Origin of the sequence: Zhenpiania hominis, assembly GCF_014333425.1 — a bacterium.
GTDB lineage: Bacteria > Bacillota > Clostridia > Peptostreptococcales > Anaerovoracaceae > Hominibacterium > Hominibacterium hominis.
This window is the reverse complement of sequence record NZ_JACRYT010000001.1, coordinates 228,749-245,633: the sequence shown is the minus strand read 5'-3', so window position 1 is coordinate 245,633 and position 16,885 is coordinate 228,749. Positions and strand designations below refer to the sequence as shown.

Here is a 16,885-nt window from a genome sequence, read left to right as displayed (position 1 = left end):
TGTCAAGGACATAGAGAAAAGTTTTCCTCATTTCTTTGCGGACAGGTCATTTTCCAGTAGCCGCATGACTTTATCGCTCATGCGCTCTGTGCTTGTCTGGCTGAAATGAAGCGATAATTCATAGGTGGTCTTGCCGATTTTCCGCTTGACGGTATGCGGCTTCGGGGCGGCAGTGGTCTTAATGGCTGTTTGTGTGTTTTCCTGCATAGGCTCTCCTTTCTGATTTTGGCAAAAGAAAAAGCAGGAAGTCCTTTTTTTCAAGATTTCCTGCTCGGTGGTGCTACTGTGAGGGTAGCAGTTATTCAGTTTTTTAGTGGCTGCGTTACGCAATAGAAGCCCATTTTTGAGGGTAAAGGTATAAAATATCGTCTTTGCGATTTTGACGCTTAAAAAGCCTTGTAGAATAGGCGTTTGAAGCCGCCTAATGCGTAACAATACAAGGCATTTTCAAAGTGACAAACAGGGAGTTATATAATAGCTTGAAGAATATCATAAAATTTTTCTTTTGCATATTTCTCCATGAATGGATTGTGACCGCATTTTTCTAAAATATAAGTTTTGCATGAAATACCGTTTTCTTCTAACGGTTTAATTACTCCTTCTATCGGGTGAGGGTCGCATACTCCCTGTATTAAAAATAGTTTGCTCTGAATATTCTTAAACGCTGTCAATAATGCTCCATTCGTCCTTAACTTAGTAGCCTCGTTCCAAATTCTGTTATACATTTCATTATCTGCTTTATCTACTATGAGTTTTTCGCTGCTTTCAAGGTAATAATTATCCGATTTTTCTAAAATACTGGGTATCTTTTTTATATCTTCATCAGTAGCCACATTATCTATCATTCTCTGAAAGATTTTACTTTCTTCGCCCGAAAGATTTCGCAATCTTCGCAAAGATATTTCTTTAACATATTTATCTGCAAGTGGCGGGCAACCAACTAAGATAATATTTTTACATAGCTTTGGATATTTTTCTGCAAATAAAACAGCTAACCATGCTCCCCATGAGTGACCGATTAAAGTCGGTTTTTCTTGGCAATATTCTATAATCTGCAAATATAATTCTTCAATCAATTCAGCTATAGAATATTGGGATTGCAATGCTTCAACAACTCCCCTTTCCGTCAATCTGCTCAATTCTTCTGAACAGGTTTTTAAAGAACCTATTGCCCCAGGACCTCCATGAATTAAAACGGTCTTATATGGTGCTTTTCCATGTAATTCAACCATTTTTATTTTACCTCAATTCTATTTTTGTTGCCTTTCAATACCGCCATTATACCACTTATCCGGCGCAATCACAATTCCATATCACGCCGTTTGTTCTGCGTCTTGGCTCTGGTCTGCTCCGGCTGTACCGCCTGTTCCACGCATTTCTTGACTGCTTCGGCTTCCTGCACCTCCGCTTTCAAGGTCTGCAAACTGCCGTACAAGCGGCTTTTCTTTTGGGTAAGGTCGGCAACCTCGGCTTTCCATGCTTTCGGCTTCAGCACGTTGTCTTTCCCTAAATGCTCTTTGAGATAACGCTCGGCACTCTGATACAAAATCAATGCGGCTCGGTTGCTTTCAAAAAAATCCTCCTGCTTCTTGGGCTTGGTCTGCATATACGCCTTGTAGGTGGGGCGGTGTTCCAGATATTTCTCGGCTTGGCTTATCAGTTCCTTGCGCTCATGGAGTAGCTTTTCCGTCTGCTTGATTTCCCCGTTGGTATTCCAGTACCGCTTTTTCATATCCGACACAACCTCCTGCAACTGCACAAGGGTAGTGATATTCCTGCTCTGCAAGAATTGAAACGCCTTTGCGTACAGCTTCAAGTCTTGGATTTTTCCGTACCGGCTCTGCGGCTTGGCGGCTTCTGTATAGGCTCGGTTAAGCAATTCTAAAAGGGTAGGCGGCTGTTCGGAACGCTCGGAAGGGATAGGAGCGGAAGGGAAAGGATTGACCGATTGATTTTCCTTTGCCTGTGAAGCCTTTTCTTTTATCCATGCTGTGAGGGCGGCAATCCGGCGTTTGACTTCCTTTAACAGTCGGTTTTGCTCCCGTATCTCTCTGTTATGCTCGCCTTTCTCCGTCACAATCCCTCTGCGCTCCATTTGGGTGGCGGCAACGCCCATGTGGACGGTAGGTATCTGCTCTATGCCTTGCCGCTTATAGGAACGGTGGTCTATGCGCTCTGGTCTGTCCTGCGCCGCAAGATAGCGGTTTGCAATATCCGCCCACGCCTGCCGCCATACCTCGGCTTTCTCCTGGCTGTTCCAGTCAACCGTATCAACCTTGCGGCTCTTGAATGTGCCGTTTTTCAGCTTGATACGCTGACCGTCCTTGTCTAAAAGATATTCCTTTTTTGACTTCGCTCCCCACTCGCCGGACTGCTCCAACGGGCGCATGGTAAGCATGATATGGGCGTGAGGGTTTCCGTCCTGTTTATCGTGAATGGCAAAGTCGGCGCACATTCCAACGGACACAAAATTTTCTTTCACATATTCCCGTATAAGCTGTATCTGCTGTTCCCTGTCCAGTTCTACGGGCAAGGCAATTTCAATCTCCCTTGCAAGCTGTGAGTTCTTGGCTTTTTCGATTTTCTCCACGCTGTTCCAAAGGATAGAACGGTCTGCAAAATCCGGCGGCGCATGGGGCGGCAAGAGGATTTCCGTATGCACGATACCGCCTTTCCTTGTAAAGTCATGCGTAACGCCGTCATAGTGGTTTGTGAGGGTTTCCCCGCTTCGGTAAGCGGCGGCGGCAACGGCTGACTTGCCTTTCCCTCTGCTGATTATCTTAATACTGCAATGATATATCGCCACGCTGTCAACCTCCTTTCGGGCGGCATATTCAGACTTCATGGCAGACGATAGACTGCAAAGCAGGGTATCGTCTGGCGTGAAGTACACAAGGGGTAGGGAATGAAATTCCCGCAGGGGAGTGTAGCTCCCCTGTATCAGCGGAACGCTGATAAAAGCCCTCGGCAGAGCGCACACACCTGTAAAGGTGTATAAGTGCGCCCTTGTCAAGCAAGGGAGATTTAATTCTCCCCGTTTTCTTCCCCGATTTTCCGTAAATGTTCCTGTGCCTGTGCGGTCTGAAAAGCAACCTCTAACAAGCCCTTTATCTGGTCGTTGCTGTACTGTTCCGGCTTCTCCAACAGGCTTTCCAGTATCGCCCCACGCTCAATAAGGCGGTGTGTCCTTGCCTTGCGTTCTGCGTCCTTTTTCTGATTGAGAAGTTTCCGCTTTCTGTTCTGCAACTGCCGGATTTCTTCCTCGGCTTTTGCAATCTTTTCTTCAATGTCTGTCATGGTTACAATCTCCTTTCTGATTTCGGGCATAAGAAAAGCAGGAAGTCCGTTTCGGGATTTCCTGCTCGGTGGTGCTACTGTGAGGGTAGCGGTTATTTAATTATTATGCGTTTAATATCTCCAACGCTTTTTTATACAAGGGGTCAAGGTCGCAACCACAACTGCCGCACTCTTTATCAGCTTGTTTTATTGCTGTTATGAGGGCTTCGGTATTACCTTTACCGTCTAACCATGCTTGTGCCGGATTTGCAATTAAATCCCAACCAGAAGCCACAAACTTTTCCATAATCATTTTTAATTCTTCCACTTTCAAAAGACCTCCTTATAAACTCCGTTTTGATGTCCTTATCTTACCACACCTCGCCTGTGTTTTCTATCCCTATTCAACAAGGGCAATCAGCTTTTTTCTGACTGCCCCTGTCTGTCCTGCCGCCTTATCTGTTTATCTTGAAATTCTCCACGACAGCATGAATTAAGCGGCGTTCCATGAAGTCTTTTTTATCGGTGTCTATCCCGTAATGCACAAGCCCCCTTTCATCATAAACTGTCTTGATACATTTGTTGCGGATATAGCTTTCATAAGTTTTCAATACCGTCTGAATGGCGGCGGCTTCTCCCTGTGTGGCGGCTATGATTACCTCAACGGGCAGATAGCGGTCTTTGTATTTCCTACTCATGGCGGCGCACCTCCATTTCTGCCCGTATCTGCCGGACAGCCCTCATTTTGTGGTAGCTGATATTTTTAGGGTTACAGCCGTAGAGGGCGGCAATCTCTTTGTTCTTGAAGCCTAAGAAATAGGACAGCAAGATGATTTCCCGTCTGTACGGGGTAAGCCGTCCTATGGCGTTCCCCAACGGCTCACTCTGCACCTCAACAAGCCATTCCCTCACTTGGAAATAGTAAAGCATACAAGGGTAGCGGTCTGTGGTACTGACCTCGGCTAAATCCTTTTCCAGTAGGGAAGAAAAGGACACTTCATGCGCCTTTCGGCGGCGGTTGGCGTGATAGTAGGTAATGGCGGCATATTTCAAGACTTTTGTACAGTATGCGTCAAACTGGCGTTGCAAGATTTCTATGTTTTCGCTCATTCGATTTTCCTCCTGTCTGCTTGTGTGATAGTTGCGCAAAGCAGACGGGAGAGGTGGAGAACGGCACCGATATTCTTGAAAACAAAAAGAAGCGTTCTTGATACTGCATATCAAAAAACGCTTCTTTCGGTTACTCCACTGTAAAGATTTCTTCGATTGTCACATCAAACACTTTAGCGATATTCCACGCTAATACCAAAGAGGGATTGTACCTGCCTTTTTCAAGGTTGCCTATCGTTTCACGGCGTACTCCAACTAACTTGGCTAAATCGTCCTGTTTCATATCATATTTGGCTCTGTACTCCTTAATCCTGTTTTTTATCATTCCTGCGCCCCTTTTCGCTCTTTCCATTCCTGTATCATTAAAACAACTGTAAACATAAGAATAGCAATAGCAAAACTTAATCCAAAAGCCATAGGAATAGCAGAAGAAATATCATAAAGCGTTGCACAAATAAACATAAGCGGAACAAGGGAAATCATTTCTGCAAAAAAAGCAAAAGTAGCGGATTTTCGGACATTTTCTTGAAATAGTTCATCTGGAATAACCCAAAAGTAACGAATGTAATAGGCAAAGCCAAAAAATCCATACAATCCGGTATTTCCAGTTTGCCACCCTAATATTGCAATGAGAGAAAGTAACGATAAAAGCCCTAAATAATTCATCTTCTTCATAGAATATCCTCCGTTCTGATTGTGGTGTATTTATATCTTTATGTTATAAATATACCACAAACAAAAATGGAAGTCAATACCTCTGACTTTCGGTTTCCGTAGTTCCTGAATTTCGATTATCGAAGTTCAAGAGTTTCGATTTTCGTAGTTCTTGAATTTCGGTTATCGAAGTGTATAAAGCTGATTATATCAATACAAGTATAACAGACTTATCTATCAATCCTATCCTTTCCTTTCCCAAACCCTTTCCCTCCCACGCCTACCAGTCATAGAGGGAAGTATCGTCCATGAAGTTCTTGACATAGATAATGTTCGGCTTGCCTAAGCCTTGCCGGACGCACTCAATCAGCCCGATACCTTTCTCGCTGTCCAGTTCGGCAAACAGCTTCACAATCTTTTCAGTGCCGCATTTCAGCCGTTCCCTTGCGTCCTCCAGTGTGAAGTAGATAAACACACGCCCGTCCTTATCCGTCCAACCGTTCTTCATGGAAAGCTCCATGCGGTCTATCAGCATACCATACAGCAGTTTTGCGTCTGTGGAGAGGGCTTCAAAGCGTTCATCAGAAAACAACAGCTTCGGTATGCGGTAAAATGCGTACTGTTCGGCGGCTCTGCCATAGAAGTATGGAAAACCCATTCGCTCAATCCTCCTTTCCCACCTCAAACAGCGCAGACGGAACAAACAGGGGGCAGGCATATCCTAATACCTTGTGAGGTTTCCGGCTTCTCAAAATCCTATTGGAATAGGGCTTGTGAAGCATAGAACACGCCCAAAACGCCCTCATCTGTCCGTCCTCGGCAATCTCTGTTTTGCCCGTTCTTTCTGTTCCTCTGTGAGCGTGACGGTCTTTTCCTTTGACCGCAGACTGATAAACCGCTTCGGCATGGTATAGGTCTTGCTGACTTCATCAGCCTTGACACATTGATAACACTGTGGATTTTTCTCCACCAGTTTATCAAGTTTCCGTTTCCATACGGGGTCTGCGGTGTAGATACTGGCGGTGTCCTCGGCGGCGTTCAAAAGGATAATGGTTTCTTTCTCATAACGGCTCAATCTCATATCTGCTCCTTTCCGGCAAGAGAAAAGACACTCCCGAAGAAGTGCCTTTCCTGCCTGTCATGCCTTATCCGGCGGCGGTAGTTCCACCTGCCCGACAAAGTTAAAATACACATCAATTTTCTGTTTCCTGTCCGTCCTGCCGCCTGTGGCTTCATGGACTACCACCTTTTCGATAAACTCATTCAGCATGGGGGTGGTAAGTTCCGTAAAATCCGTATATCGCCGCACAACGGCTATGAATTTATCGGCTTTTGCGCTGTCCTCGTTGAAGCTGTCAATCTGCGCTTTCAAGTCCTCTATCTCGGTTTCCAGTGCGGTCTGCTCGCTGTCATACTCGGATAACAGCCGTTCAAAATGCTTGTCGGGTATCTTGCCTGTGGCGTTGCCCTCGTACAGCTTCTTGATTAGGGTATTGAGTTCCCCGTTGCGCTCGGTGGCTTCTGCAAGCCGCCGTTTCTGCTCCCTCTGTGTTTCCGCCATTTGGACGGTAGAGGTCTGCTGTACCTTGTCGATAAACGCCTTTTCGTCCTGCCGTACATAGTCGCTGACTTCCCGTATTGCCGTTAAAATCAGTTCCCATAAAACGGAAGTCTTGATAAAGTGCATAGTGCAATCCCTTGTGCGCTGTCGGTAACTGCCGCAGATATAAGCGTCGTCTGCGTCATACTTCTTTTTCTTGGTGGGGCTTGGCTGCCGGTGCGTCATTTTACTGCCGCAATCGGCGCAATAGACAAGCCCTGTCAAGGGGTGGGGCGGTCTGTCATAGCTTGGCTTTCTGACGGTTTTCCGTAGTTTCTGCGCTAAATGCCACGTTTCCTCGTCCACAATGGCGGGGTGGGTGTTCTTGAAAATCATCAGTTCGTCCGGCTCTGCCTTACGCCGCTTCTTGGTCTTGTAGCTGACGCTGACTGTCTTTCCCAGTACCGTATGCCCCATGTATTCCTGCTTTTCAAGGATATAGGAAACGGCAGTGGCAGACCAGAGATAGGGATTTGTAAAGCCTTTGCTGTGGTCGTTTTCGGGGCAATGGATTTTTGCGTAGGCTGACGGTATCAGCACCTTTTCAGCGGTCAAAATATCCGCTATGGCGGTAACGCCTTTCCCCTCGATTACCATTTGATAAATCCGGCGCACAACGGCGGCAGGCTCTTCATCAATGATTAGCTTCTGTTTATCTTCGGGGCTTCTCAAATAGCCGTAGGGAACGCTTGGGGAAACACGCTTGCCGTCCTGCATACGGGATTTGAAAACCGCCTGTATCTTGCGGCTTGCGTCCCTTGCGTACCACTCGTTCATAATGTTTAGGAACGGGGTAAAATCGCTGTCCTGTTGGTTTGCGCTGTCTATGCCGTTGTTGATAGCGATAAACCGCACGCCCTTTTCCTTGAACATGACTTCGGTGTAAAAACCGACTTTCAGATAGTCACGCCCAAAGCGGCTCATGTCCTTTACGATAACTGCGCCCACATTTCCGGCTTCTACCTCGGCAATCATGGCTTGAAAGCCCTCACGCTCAAAAGTCGTTCCGCTTACTCCGTCATCTGTGAAGTGCCGGATAGGGGAGTAGCCGTTCTTGTGGGCGTAGCTTTCAAGAAGCTGTTTCTGGTTTTTGATACTGTTGCTCTCGCCTTGTAATTCATCATCTCGGCTCAAACGCTCGTATAAAGCTGTGATTTTCTTGGCTTCTGTGGCTGTCCTCATGCTCTGCACCTCACTTTCTGCGGCTTTATTTTCTCTGTCCTTAATAGATTAACCCTTTTGGATCGGTGATTACATAGGAACTGTGCATTTGCATCAGGTTTGGCTTCAACCAGAAGCGGGTCTTCAGTTTGTGATTATCAGGCAGCTTTTTATCTGCCTCTCCGGGGCTTTCGCCCATTTTCAGCGGTATGTCAATTCATACCCGGCATAGCATATCTCTTTGTCCCACAGCTTTGCGCCGTGCGCCGGAGTGACAGTGCGGCCTCGTGGGGCTGTTATATTCCGAATGATCGCAAATCCGGTTTCAAGCCCTATGCGTTGCGTGTGTGTCGGATATTGTCCCGGCATTTCCACTCGGATCAGGATTGCAAAACCCTCTCCGGTTTCTTCCGCACTGATAATCCTGACCGTCTCTTTCCGGCTCCGGTCAGGACGGCAATTTTCTATGCCCATCTGCAAATCAAAGGCATAGAAGGTTTACCACTTCCGCTTCCGCCGATGACCAGCACATTTTTGTTCCTTGCGGTTTTCGGGTTCTTGGGACGGCTGTTCATGGTCAGACGTTCTGTTTGTGTCAAAATGACGTTGTTCTGGAACACCGGGTCAATATAGGGTGCGATGTCCTCCGCCGTACCCCATGAAGCGTTTTGTCAAGTGCTTTTTTGAGTTATTGACGCAAATTATCGTGAAAGTGCGAAAGTGCAAAGTGCAAAGGGTCTGCGTTTTGCACTTTCAGCTTGCGGGTTCGGGCGGCTGCTTCTTTTTGAGGAAGTTATACCATTGACCGCCGACACGCCTTGCGCCTAAAATACCGCCCATGTTGCGCTTGGCGTTCTGTACTGTCCTCTCGGATATTCCGGCTTCGGCTGCGGCCTTTACAATGTCCTCGCTGGCAAGCTCTTTCCCGTCTGCAAGCAAGTCCAATATCAGCCGTTCCGCCTGTTCGGTCTTGGTGGCGGTGTTCCCGCCCGCGCCGGACAGCAGCTCGTCGGCGGTTATGTCGTATTCGCCTATCCATGAAAAGCCTGTTTCCGGGTCAAGGCAAAAGGCAACGGGCTTGCCCTCCGGCGCAAGGGAAGATTTGTCATGGACGATAACACGCACATTTGGCTCCCGCTTTACGCGCCCGATCAGCAGGACGCTCCTTGCTGCGGCGCGGAAGTCGATAGAACCTAATCCCCGGTATGCACTCTGCCCTCCGGCGGCTTTGTTGAGGTGTCCGATAAGGATAACGGCGCACCCGGTACGCTCGGCAACATCGGCAAGGCGGCGGAACATGGGGCGCACTTCGTTTGCCCTGTTCATGTCGGTCTTTTCGCCCATGTACGCCTGTATGGGGTCAAGGATAATCAGCCGCGCCCCGTTCTGCGTGATTGCCTTTTCTATGCGCTCGTCGGAAAGGGTAAGCTCCCGCTTGGCTTCATCAATCACAAGCACGCGGTCAAGGTCGGCTTCGGCTTCTATCAAGCGGGGCTTGACGGTATCGCCCAGCCCGTCCTCGGCGGTCTGGTAAATCACTTGGAATGGCGGCAAGGGCTTCATTCCCGGCAGCGTTCCCCCGGTGGTGCAGGCGGCGGCAAGGCGTAGGGCAAAGGTGGTCTTGCCCTCGCCTGGGTTGCCTTGCACAATGGTTACTTTCCCGAAAGGGATATACGGCTCCCATAGCCATTCAACGGTCTGTGTGTCAACCTCGCTCATACGGATAATCTCAACGGTTTCTTCCTGCGGCGGCTCTTTCAAGCCGTAAACCGCTTCCCGGATATACTTCCCGTCTGTGATTTCCGCCCGGTGCTGCAATACCTCGTTCCAGTCCTTAAACAGCGGCGCAAAGCGGTGGACGGTATATCCCTCCGGCACAAGCTCCGCAAGGCGGCTGCAAGCGTCGTTTCCTGCTTGGTCGCTGTCAAGGCAGAGGTAAACGGTCTTGATGTTCGGGCGGTCAGAGAGGAAACGCAACAGGGCTTTTTCTCCCACGCCGCCCAATGACAAATAGCTCTGCTTCTGCCATGCCTTTTTGAACAGGCAGAGGAAAGAGAGCAGGTCAACGGGGGCTTCAAAGACAAAAAGCCTGTCTCCCTCGCCCCGGTAGCAGAAATTAAAGGCTTTGTCGCTGCCTTTCACATCAAGCCGGAAGTTTCCCGCCGTTCCCTTGCTGTGGGCGTAGCGCGGTATTCCGTCCTCGTCCCGCCCCACAAATACGGCGTTGTGGTGGGCTGCGTCCTCGTAAATATCGCCGCGGGCAAAGAAAAAGCCCGTCACATCTTCATCAATGCGGCGGGCTGCTGTGAGGTAGTTCCTCGCTGTTCGGTTGTCGCTGTTTGGGGACGGTAGCCGGAAGTCGGAAAGGGGCGCGGGGCAAGGTCTGTCCGGCGGCGGTGCGGCTCCCTTTTCTCCTGTGAGAAGTTCCACGGCTTCGGTGAAGCTCTTGCCGAAAAACTCCATAACAAAATCAACGGGGCCGCCGCCCTTGCTCTGGCTGTGCCTGTACCATTTGTTTCCCCGGACGGTCAAGCTGTCGTGCCGTTTCCAGCGGTACTCATTCCCAGCGCGGGTAAGCTGCTCGCCTTGTGATTGCAGGAAAGAAACAAGGTCGGCTTGGTTCGCCCGGTCTATCTGTTCTTGGGTGTAGTACATGACTGATACCTCGCTTTCTGTGGTTGAATTGTTCATAGTTTCTAAGTATAATGAAATCAACAAATTGGAAGTGGTGGAGGCGTATGATTATGAAAAAGTATGAATACAAATTTGTTGAAGTAAAGAAACAAGCAGGATTAGCAGGCATTACATTTGAAGAATGTAAAAAAGTAATAAATTTAGAAGCAGAACAAGGCTGGCGATTAAAACAAATTGTTACACCAATCAATGAGAAATCGGGGGTTAATACCCCTGTATGCTATCAAATTATTTTTGAAAGAGAAGTATAAATCCCAGTTTATCGGAAAGCATTTAGGACGGACAAGCCGGGCAGCTTGCCCGTCCTTTTCCTTATCGCTCCTGTTCGTGCCGCTTGGCGCGGGTCTGCTCCGGCTGGTCGGCTTTCAGCGCAATATCCACGCACTTGCGGATATTGTGCAGTTCGGCAACCTTGGCGCGGGTTTCTTTCAGCTTGGTATATTCCGCTGTTCTCTGCCCGCTAAGGGTGGCATACTCTTTTTCCCATTCAGAAATAGGCAAGGGGGGCTTTGTCCCTTTCGGCAGACTTGCATGGAGATAGCGGCTCGCTGCATTCCATAGGGTAAGCTCGGCGCGGTGGGCTTCCTCGTACTTGTCGCGCTTGCTCGTCCAGCCATTTTTCAGCTTTTTCAGCTCGTCGTGAATGGGCTTGTACTCTGTGTAGTTCCTCCCGTATTCAATCAGCTTTTGCAGTTCTTTTATGCGCTTCTCGGCGGCTTTCATGCCCTCCCGGATAGCGTCGGCTTGGTCGCTGACAGAGGAAAGGGCAGCGTCCAGCTCGTCAAGAGTAGAAATGCCATGCTCGGAAAGATAGCTGACCACCTTTGCAACGGTTTTCAGTTCATCGGCGGCGTGCTGTTGCTGCCAATACTGCGAATACTTCCGGCTCTTTTCTCTCTGAACGCTTAAATACTTCATCAGCAGATTTGCAAGGCCGGGGGATTGCGGGGGCTGCTCCGGGGCGGTTTCCCGCGCCTTGAACAGCTCGCCAATCCATTCTTTGAGTTTTCCAATCTGCGCCCGGATTTCCCGGATAAGGCGGTTCGCCTTTTGGATATTCCGGTTCAGCTCGCCTTTCTCGGTGGCTATGCCTTTCTTCTCCATTTGACAAGCCGCCACGCCCATGTGGACGGTAGGCAGCTCGTCAATGCCGCGCTCGGCGTTGCTGCGGTGGTCGATACGCGACCGGCTTCCGGCGCGTTCAAGGTAGGCGTTTGAAATATCCGCCCATGCCTTGCGCCACAAGAGGGCGTTGCCCTTGTCGTTCCAGCCTGTGAGGTCAACTTTGTGCGTCTTGTATCTGCCGCTTGGCAAGCGGATACGCTCGCCGTTCTCGTCAAGGTCATATTCCTTTTTGGACTTCGCCGCCCATGCGCCGCGCTCGTCAAGGGGTCGCATGGTAAGCATGATATGACAATGGGGGTTGCCGCTGTCGGTGTCGTGAATGGCAAAATCAACGCACATTCCTCTTGAAACAAATTGAGAGGAACAGTATTCCCGGACAAACCGGATCTGTTCCTCTCTGGATAATTCTATGGGGAGTGCTGCGTCAATCTCTCTGGCAAGCTGGGCGTTCCCGGCTTTCTCGTAAAGCTCCACACTGTTCCATAGGGCAGCGCGGTCAGAGAAAGAGGGCGGGGCATGGGGCGGCAGTAGGATTTCCGTATGGACAACGCCGCGCTTGCGGGTGTAGTCATGGGTCATTCCGTCCCATTCGTTTGTGATTTTCTCGCCGCTTCGGTAGGCGGCTGCGGCAACGGCTGACTTGCCTTTTCCTCGGCTGACTATGCCGATGTTACAATGGTAAATGGCTATGGGTATCACCTCCCGGATAGGATAACAAAACCCGCAAAAATGGTACAGACGCCAAAGGCGGGTGTACTGTTTTTGTGGGTGTGCAGGGATAGCCGCAAAGCGGCGCAAGGGGTGCAGCCCCTTGTTGCGGCAAAGCCGCCATATCGGAGCGCGGGGAAAGTTCCCTGTGCGGAGATAAGCCCTCGGCAGAGCGCACACGCCCGCAAGAGTGTATAAGTGCGCCCTTTGTTCCAAAGGGATTATTCCGCGTTCCCGTTCTCGGCTCGTTTTTTTTTAAAACTCCTGTGCTGGCTCGCTCGTCAAGGCAAGCCGTAAAAAGGCTTTCGCGTCCTCGTCCGGCATGGCAATCAGCTCCGGCACAAGGCTCTCCATGAAGCCGCCGCGCTTGCAAAGCCTGTGGTTCCTCGCCTTGCGTTCCTCAACGGATAACTTCTGCTTGATGATTTTCTCCCGGTTCTCAAACTGCCGGATTTTCTTCTTCCCGTCCTCAATCTCGGCGGTCAATTCCTCGCGGGTTTTCTCTCTTGGCTTCGTCATAGATGGTCGCTCCTTTCTGCCCGTAGGCATGGAAAAAGGGCAGTCGATTTCTCGGCTGCCCTGATAAGTGATATTAAGTTTTCAGAGGGTTATCCATTGATGGCACTTAGGTCAAGCGCACCATTATTTATTAGTTCTTGAATAATGGTAGCCAAATCGTTCTTTATAGTTTCGCTTTCCGTTTTTGCACCATCATTTTCAACATATATAGTACTATCTCCCAACTTAAAAGTCGCATAGTAAATAGCGTTCTGTTCCCCGTTGCTGTTCGGGTCGGTTACAAAATATCCCGCAGTTACGCTTGTTCCATTGACTGTGGAGATTTCTTCGTTTCCACTAATCTCTGTATCAAGTAGTGAAATATTCGTTGTGGAGATTACCATTTTGGCGTTTCCAATATTCCCCTCAAAACCAATCAATTCCGGAGAATTGCCTGCGTCCATATCGCTGGTCTTGAAAATTGCATGAGCCGTAACGGGCAAATTGGGAAACAGCGTTGCAATTTCGTCCTCTGTAAGCTGTCTTGTCGTTACCGTTCCATCGATATCGATACTTGAGGCAGTCATTTCTGATTTTACAAAAACAATCTCCGTCCCGTTTTCCAAAGTGGCAATGTCAGTTTTGTTCCCGAACAATCCACTTTGAAATACGCCTACGCCCAAAACAGCAATCACCGCAAAGCAAGCCGCCATAGTTCCCCACTTAATCCAACCGGGCTTCTTTGCTTTCTTCTTGTAGTTAAGGGCTTCATCAACATATTTTGTATCAAGCTCACTCATAGCGTCGGAAAACTTTTTCGCGTTCATACAAATACCTCTCTTTCAATCAAGTATTGCTTCATCTTCTCGCGGATACGGGTCAGCCGGACGGAGATGTTTTTCTCCGAAAGCCCCATAAACTCGGCTATGTCCTTGTAGCTATCGGCAAACCAATAGCGGCGCATGAAAATGACGCGGTTTTCGAGGGTCAGCGTGTCCAAAAACTCTCCAATGATACGGGCTAACTCTCTGGCTTCGATTTCATCTTCCACAGTTTTCTGGTCTGCGATATAGCCCTCGATTTCCTCTAAGGCAATCTTATAGTGTCCGCTTCGTTTTGCTGCTTCCTTTCTCCAATAGATTTTGAGCGATATGTTCCGAACGATTTTCACAATGTAGGACAACAAGGGGTTAGGGCGTACCGGGGGAATGGCGTTCCATGCGCCTAAGTAAGCGTCGTTGACGCATTCCTCCGCGTCCTGCCTGTTGTTCACGATGTTGTACGAGAGGTTGTGGCAGATTTTTCCGTATTTAATGTCCAGCTCCCGTATGGCTTGCTCTGACCGTTCAAAGAGCATTTCTATGATTTTTTCATCGTCTATCATCTCACCGCCTCCTTTCCGGCTTCACCTATATACTACGGTTTTAGCGGCGAATACTACATCAAATCCAAAACTTTTTCAAAAAAATTATACCACACTTCGCGTGAGATTGCTCGCGGCAGCTTTCGCCGCTTCGCTGGCGGCTCGGCGGCGTTCTTCACTGTATGGGGCGGTCAGACGGAAAGAGAAACGGCCTTTCTCAATATCGAACTCCATGCAGCCTGTTTCCGGGTCTGCGTCGGTCTGCTGGCAGATCGCCGGATAACGGCGGCTGTATGCAAGCAGACGCTTTTTCAAGGCGGTGTTGTGGGTGCGGATATGGATAAGGGGGTCTTTCTCGTCAAACCAAATATCAGTGGTCTTTTCCTGCTTGGTAAGCCCTGTTCTCATGCAAGCTCCTTCCTGAGCCCCTGTTACGCAATAGGGGCATTTTTCGGGTGTTTTCTCCGGCTCTTGACTTGGGGAAAACAGCGTTTTTGACGATAAAAACCGCCCGGACGGGGAATGGTTCGTCGGGGCGGCTGTTATCGCAAGATTTCTGTTTTTTCCGGCTCTTGACCGTCAGACGCGGATAAACGCGAACTGTCGGCAAGTATCAGTTTGAGCAGCTTGTCGCGGAATGTTTCTGTGCTGCTGTGATTGAAAAATAGCTCCGCAACAATGGTCTGCCCGTTTCTCTGGGTCGTGATGATACTGTCGGGGGTCTGTTCTGCCATAGGCGGCTCCTTTCTCCGGGCGCAAAAGAGGGACTTCCCGTAGCCGGAAAATCCCTCTTGATTGTCGGTTATTCTGTTTTACTGTGTGAGCTGTGCGGCGGCGGTCTGCGCCTTTCTCCTTGCCCGGTATTCCCGCGCCTTGATACGGTCATATTCCCGCTGCTTTTCAAGGTTTCGCGCCCGGTACTCCCTTGAATACTGCCGGTGGTAGGCGCGGCTCTTTTCCTTTTTGGCTTCTTCGATTTCCTCCCGCATTTGCCGGATTTCCTGCTCGGTCGGCTCTGCAAGTTGCGTCACTTCGTTCTCAAACCTGCCGATATAGTTGAAATATATGCTGATGTGCTGGATTGCGTATCTCGCCCTTTTCTGGTCGCGCTCATGCACTTCAATCCGGCTGATAAACTCGTTGAGAATGGCGGGGGTAAGGTCGGTAAAGGCGGCATGGCGTTCCGTCAGCTTCAAAAACTTCTGCGCCCGTCCTCCCGCGTTCTCATAAGCGGATAGCTGCTCTTGCAGCCCCGCAAGCTCCGTTTTCAGTGTGTAGTATTCTTCTGAATACTTCTGCGACATTTGTTCGTAGCGGTCTTGCGGGATAGTGCCGAGGGCGTTGTCCTCATAGAGCTTATTCAGCACCTTGTCAATCTGTTCAAGGCGTGTCGTGATTTGCGGGATACGTTTCTGCTGCTTCTTGGTCTGGTCGGTCTGCTGCATGGCAAGGTTCTTTTTCACTAAGGCTTCAAACTCCGCCCGGTTGCTGATAGAGTAGTCCTCGATTTTCTTCAGCACTTCCGCGACGGTCTGCATGAGCAAGTCAGCGTCAATGATGTGCGGGGAATGGCACTTGGGGTTTTTGGCTTTCCCCTTGTGGTACTCGCTGCAATAGGCAACGTGCCGCTTGCCGCCGTTTCTGTAATCTATGCGGATGTGCATTTTTGCCCCGCAATCCTTACAGAAAAGCAAGCCCGACAAAGGGTGGATTTCCCCGTCCCCGTTGGGTCGTTTGACGGGCGCGTTTTCCAAAATCCGCTGTGCGGTTTCAAAGTCGGTGCGGTCAATAATCGGCTCATGCACATTTTCGGTTATCTGCCATTGGCTCCGGTCTACATAGTGGTTCCGCTTGTCCCGGAAATGCTTTGTGGTCTTGAAATTGACTACATCGCCGCAATACTCCTGCCGCGTAAGGATATGGGTCAAAGTGGCTTTGTTCCACTTGCAGCGGTTATCCTCATTGAGCGCCTTGTTTTTGCACGTCCCCCGTCCCCGGTCTTTCATGTAGAAAGTGGGGGTAGGGATTTGCTCGTTTTTCAGATACACGGCGATTTGGTTGCGGTTCTTCCCGCCGATAAACAGACGGAAAATAAGACGCACAACCTCGGCGGCTTCCTCGTCGATTATCCAAAAATCCTTGTTGTCCGGGTCTTTCATATAGCCGTAGGGGGCTTCGGTGGCAATCGGCTTTCCGCTCATGCCTTTGGTCTTAATGCCCGTTTTCACTTTCTTGCTGATGTCCTTTGCGTACCACTCCGACATGATGTTGATAAAGGGCGCAAACTCCAATGTGTCGGGCTTCTCGCTGTCAATGCCGTTGTTGACCGCAATAAAGCGCACGTTGTTCCGTCTGAATATCTCCATAGCGTTGCCGACTTGGAGATAGTCGCGCCCCCAGCGGGTAAGGTCTTTCATAATGCAAACGCCGATTTTCCCGTTTTCCACGTCCTCCATCATGCGGGAGTAGGCAGAACGGTCAAAAAATCTGCCGCTTTCGTCATCGTCGATGTAGTGCCGGATATTCGTCAATTTTAGCTGTCTGGCATAGTTCTCCAAAAAGATTTTCTGGTTCTGTATGCTGTTGCTCTCGCCGCCGTCCCTGTCCTCGTCGCCTACGGAAAGGCGGGAGTAAAGGGCTGTGATTTTGCTATAATCAGTCATGTGCATAACCTCCTGTGCGTCCATGTAGAGTTC

General features: G+C 49.4%; 22 protein-coding genes. 1 reads left to right on the top strand and 21 read right to left on the bottom strand.

Translation table 11 applies throughout. The annotated features are described in order from the left end of the window. Positions 1–27 precede the first annotated feature (27 nt). From H9L42_RS01265 to H9L42_RS01200, 14 genes are all read right to left on the bottom strand, one after another. Positions 28–207: a transposon-encoded TnpW family protein gene (locus tag H9L42_RS01265; protein WP_187301644.1), complete on the bottom strand. Its 180-nt coding sequence runs from the start codon at positions 205–207 to the stop codon at positions 28–30. 260 nt (positions 208–467) lie between these two features. Further along, positions 468–1,232, bottom strand: a complete 765-nt coding sequence (locus H9L42_RS01260; RefSeq protein ID WP_187301643.1) for an alpha/beta hydrolase — start codon at positions 1,230–1,232, stop codon at positions 468–470. A 68-nt stretch (positions 1,233–1,300) separates the two neighbouring features. Further along, positions 1,301–2,806 (bottom strand): MobQ family relaxase, encoded by a 1,506-nt coding sequence (mobQ, locus tag H9L42_RS01255; protein WP_187301642.1) that lies wholly within the window; start codon positions 2,804–2,806, stop codon positions 1,301–1,303. Positions 2,807–3,024: 218 nt separating this feature from the next. Continuing rightward, complete coding sequence (locus tag H9L42_RS01250; protein ID WP_243235592.1) at positions 3,025–3,297, bottom strand: DUF3847 domain-containing protein; 273 nt, start codon at positions 3,295–3,297, stop codon at positions 3,025–3,027. A gap of 103 nt (positions 3,298–3,400) precedes the next feature. After that, complete coding sequence (locus H9L42_RS01245) at positions 3,401–3,610, bottom strand: hypothetical protein (protein WP_243235591.1); 210 nt, start codon at positions 3,608–3,610, stop codon at positions 3,401–3,403. A gap of 121 nt (positions 3,611–3,731) precedes the next feature. Further along, a complete protein-coding gene (locus tag H9L42_RS01240) occupies positions 3,732–3,974 on the bottom strand; it encodes a helix-turn-helix domain-containing protein (protein WP_187301640.1) in 243 nt (80 codons plus the stop codon). Continuing rightward, the gene (locus tag H9L42_RS01235; protein WP_187301639.1) at positions 3,967–4,386 is read right to left on the bottom strand and encodes an RNA polymerase sigma factor; all 420 of its coding nucleotides are present in this window, start codon (positions 4,384–4,386) and stop codon (positions 3,967–3,969) included. The genes H9L42_RS01240 and H9L42_RS01235 overlap by 8 nt, the downstream gene beginning before the upstream one ends. 130 nt (positions 4,387–4,516) lie before the next feature. Further along, the gene (locus tag H9L42_RS01230) at positions 4,517–4,711 is read right to left on the bottom strand and encodes a helix-turn-helix transcriptional regulator (RefSeq protein WP_187301638.1); all 195 of its coding nucleotides are present in this window, start codon (positions 4,709–4,711) and stop codon (positions 4,517–4,519) included. Continuing rightward, positions 4,708–5,061 carry a DUF3796 domain-containing protein gene (locus H9L42_RS01225; protein WP_187301637.1) on the bottom strand — a complete coding sequence of 118 codons (354 nt, stop codon included), beginning with the start codon at positions 5,059–5,061 and terminating at the stop codon, positions 4,708–4,710. The genes H9L42_RS01230 and H9L42_RS01225 overlap by 4 nt, the downstream gene beginning before the upstream one ends. Positions 5,062–5,320: 259 nt before the next feature. Continuing rightward, positions 5,321–5,698 carry a replication initiator protein A gene (locus tag H9L42_RS01220; RefSeq protein ID WP_087226343.1) on the bottom strand — a complete coding sequence of 126 codons (378 nt, stop codon included), beginning with the start codon at positions 5,696–5,698 and terminating at the stop codon, positions 5,321–5,323. Positions 5,699–5,842: 144 nt separating this feature from the next. Then, positions 5,843–6,115: a hypothetical protein gene (locus H9L42_RS01215; RefSeq protein ID WP_417891347.1), complete on the bottom strand. Its 273-nt coding sequence runs from the start codon at positions 6,113–6,115 to the stop codon at positions 5,843–5,845. Between the two features lie 63 nt (positions 6,116–6,178). After that, entirely contained in the window at positions 6,179–7,822 is a 1,644-nt protein-coding gene (locus tag H9L42_RS01210) for a recombinase family protein (protein ID WP_187301635.1), read from the bottom strand. 443 nt (positions 7,823–8,265) lie between these two features. Next, positions 8,266–8,400, bottom strand: a complete 135-nt coding sequence (locus H9L42_RS17315) for a hypothetical protein (protein ID WP_417891346.1) — start codon at positions 8,398–8,400, stop codon at positions 8,266–8,268. 154 nt (positions 8,401–8,554) lie between these two features. Continuing rightward, on the bottom strand, positions 8,555–10,333 hold the full coding sequence (locus H9L42_RS01200) for an AAA family ATPase (RefSeq protein ID WP_465270630.1): 1,779 nt from the start codon (positions 10,331–10,333) through the stop codon (positions 8,555–8,557). A 212-nt stretch (positions 10,334–10,545) separates the two neighbouring features. Between H9L42_RS01200 and H9L42_RS01195 the strand changes: the two genes are divergently transcribed. Then, on the top strand, positions 10,546–10,746 hold the full coding sequence (locus tag H9L42_RS01195; RefSeq protein ID WP_173828634.1) for a DUF4177 domain-containing protein: 201 nt from the start codon (positions 10,546–10,548) through the stop codon (positions 10,744–10,746). Positions 10,747–10,807: 61 nt separating this feature from the next. Here the strand turns inward: H9L42_RS01195 and mobQ (H9L42_RS01190) are convergent, their stop codons facing one another. The 7 genes from mobQ (H9L42_RS01190) to H9L42_RS01160 form a co-directional block, all read right to left on the bottom strand. After that, positions 10,808–12,319, bottom strand: a complete 1,512-nt coding sequence (gene mobQ / locus H9L42_RS01190) for a MobQ family relaxase (protein WP_187301634.1) — start codon at positions 12,317–12,319, stop codon at positions 10,808–10,810. Between the two features lie 264 nt (positions 12,320–12,583). Next, a complete protein-coding gene (locus H9L42_RS01185) occupies positions 12,584–12,847 on the bottom strand; it encodes a DUF3847 domain-containing protein (protein ID WP_243235590.1) in 264 nt (87 codons plus the stop codon). Between the two features lie 89 nt (positions 12,848–12,936). Next, on the bottom strand, positions 12,937–13,653 hold the full coding sequence (locus H9L42_RS01180) for a hypothetical protein (protein WP_173828632.1): 717 nt from the start codon (positions 13,651–13,653) through the stop codon (positions 12,937–12,939). Further along, positions 13,650–14,210 (bottom strand): RNA polymerase sigma factor, encoded by a 561-nt coding sequence (locus tag H9L42_RS01175; RefSeq protein ID WP_173828631.1) that lies wholly within the window; start codon positions 14,208–14,210, stop codon positions 13,650–13,652. The genes H9L42_RS01180 and H9L42_RS01175 overlap by 4 nt, the downstream gene beginning before the upstream one ends. Before the next feature lie 84 nt (positions 14,211–14,294). After that, on the bottom strand, positions 14,295–14,597 hold the full coding sequence (locus H9L42_RS01170; RefSeq protein WP_173828630.1) for a hypothetical protein: 303 nt from the start codon (positions 14,595–14,597) through the stop codon (positions 14,295–14,297). A 134-nt stretch (positions 14,598–14,731) separates the two neighbouring features. Further along, entirely contained in the window at positions 14,732–14,923 is a 192-nt protein-coding gene (locus H9L42_RS01165) for a transposon-encoded TnpW family protein (RefSeq protein WP_173828629.1), read from the bottom strand. 78 nt (positions 14,924–15,001) lie between these two features. Beyond that, positions 15,002–16,852, bottom strand: a complete 1,851-nt coding sequence (locus H9L42_RS01160; RefSeq protein WP_330593136.1) for a recombinase family protein — start codon at positions 16,850–16,852, stop codon at positions 15,002–15,004. Positions 16,853–16,885 lie beyond the last annotated feature (33 nt).

Bases quoted from the DNA above. Each gene is read 5' to 3' on its own strand.
- H9L42_RS01185 (WP_243235590.1), bottom strand. From the start codon at position 12,847: ATGACGAAGCCAAGAGAGAAAACCCGCGAGGAATTGACCGCCGAGATT.
- H9L42_RS01220 (WP_087226343.1), bottom strand. From the start codon at position 5,698: ATGGGTTTTCCATACTTCTATGGCAGAGCCGCCGAACAGTACGCATTT.
- H9L42_RS01250 (WP_243235592.1), bottom strand. From the start codon at position 3,297: ATGACAGACATTGAAGAAAAGATTGCAAAAGCCGAGGAAGAAATCCGG.
- H9L42_RS01225 (WP_187301637.1), bottom strand. From the start codon at position 5,061: ATGAAGAAGATGAATTATTTAGGGCTTTTATCGTTACTTTCTCTCATT.
- H9L42_RS01265 (WP_187301644.1), bottom strand. From the start codon at position 207: ATGCAGGAAAACACACAAACAGCCATTAAGACCACTGCCGCCCCGAAG.
- H9L42_RS01175 (WP_173828631.1), bottom strand. From the start codon at position 14,210: ATGATAGACGATGAAAAAATCATAGAAATGCTCTTTGAACGGTCAGAG.
- H9L42_RS01180 (WP_173828632.1), bottom strand. From the start codon at position 13,653: ATGAACGCGAAAAAGTTTTCCGACGCTATGAGTGAGCTTGATACAAAA.
- H9L42_RS01170 (WP_173828630.1), bottom strand. From the start codon at position 14,597: ATGAGAACAGGGCTTACCAAGCAGGAAAAGACCACTGATATTTGGTTT.
- H9L42_RS01165 (WP_173828629.1), bottom strand. From the start codon at position 14,923: ATGGCAGAACAGACCCCCGACAGTATCATCACGACCCAGAGAAACGGG.
- H9L42_RS01235 (WP_187301639.1), bottom strand. From the start codon at position 4,386: ATGAGCGAAAACATAGAAATCTTGCAACGCCAGTTTGACGCATACTGT.
- H9L42_RS01160 (WP_330593136.1), bottom strand. From the start codon at position 16,852: ATGACTGATTATAGCAAAATCACAGCCCTTTACTCCCGCCTTTCCGTA.
- H9L42_RS01195 (WP_173828634.1), top strand. From the start codon at position 10,546: ATGAAAAAGTATGAATACAAATTTGTTGAAGTAAAGAAACAAGCAGGA.
- H9L42_RS01260 (WP_187301643.1), bottom strand. From the start codon at position 1,232: ATGGTTGAATTACATGGAAAAGCACCATATAAGACCGTTTTAATTCAT.
- H9L42_RS01240 (WP_187301640.1), bottom strand. From the start codon at position 3,974: ATGAGTAGGAAATACAAAGACCGCTATCTGCCCGTTGAGGTAATCATA.
- H9L42_RS01230 (WP_187301638.1), bottom strand. From the start codon at position 4,711: ATGATAAAAAACAGGATTAAGGAGTACAGAGCCAAATATGATATGAAA.
- H9L42_RS01210 (WP_187301635.1), bottom strand. From the start codon at position 7,822: ATGAGGACAGCCACAGAAGCCAAGAAAATCACAGCTTTATACGAGCGT.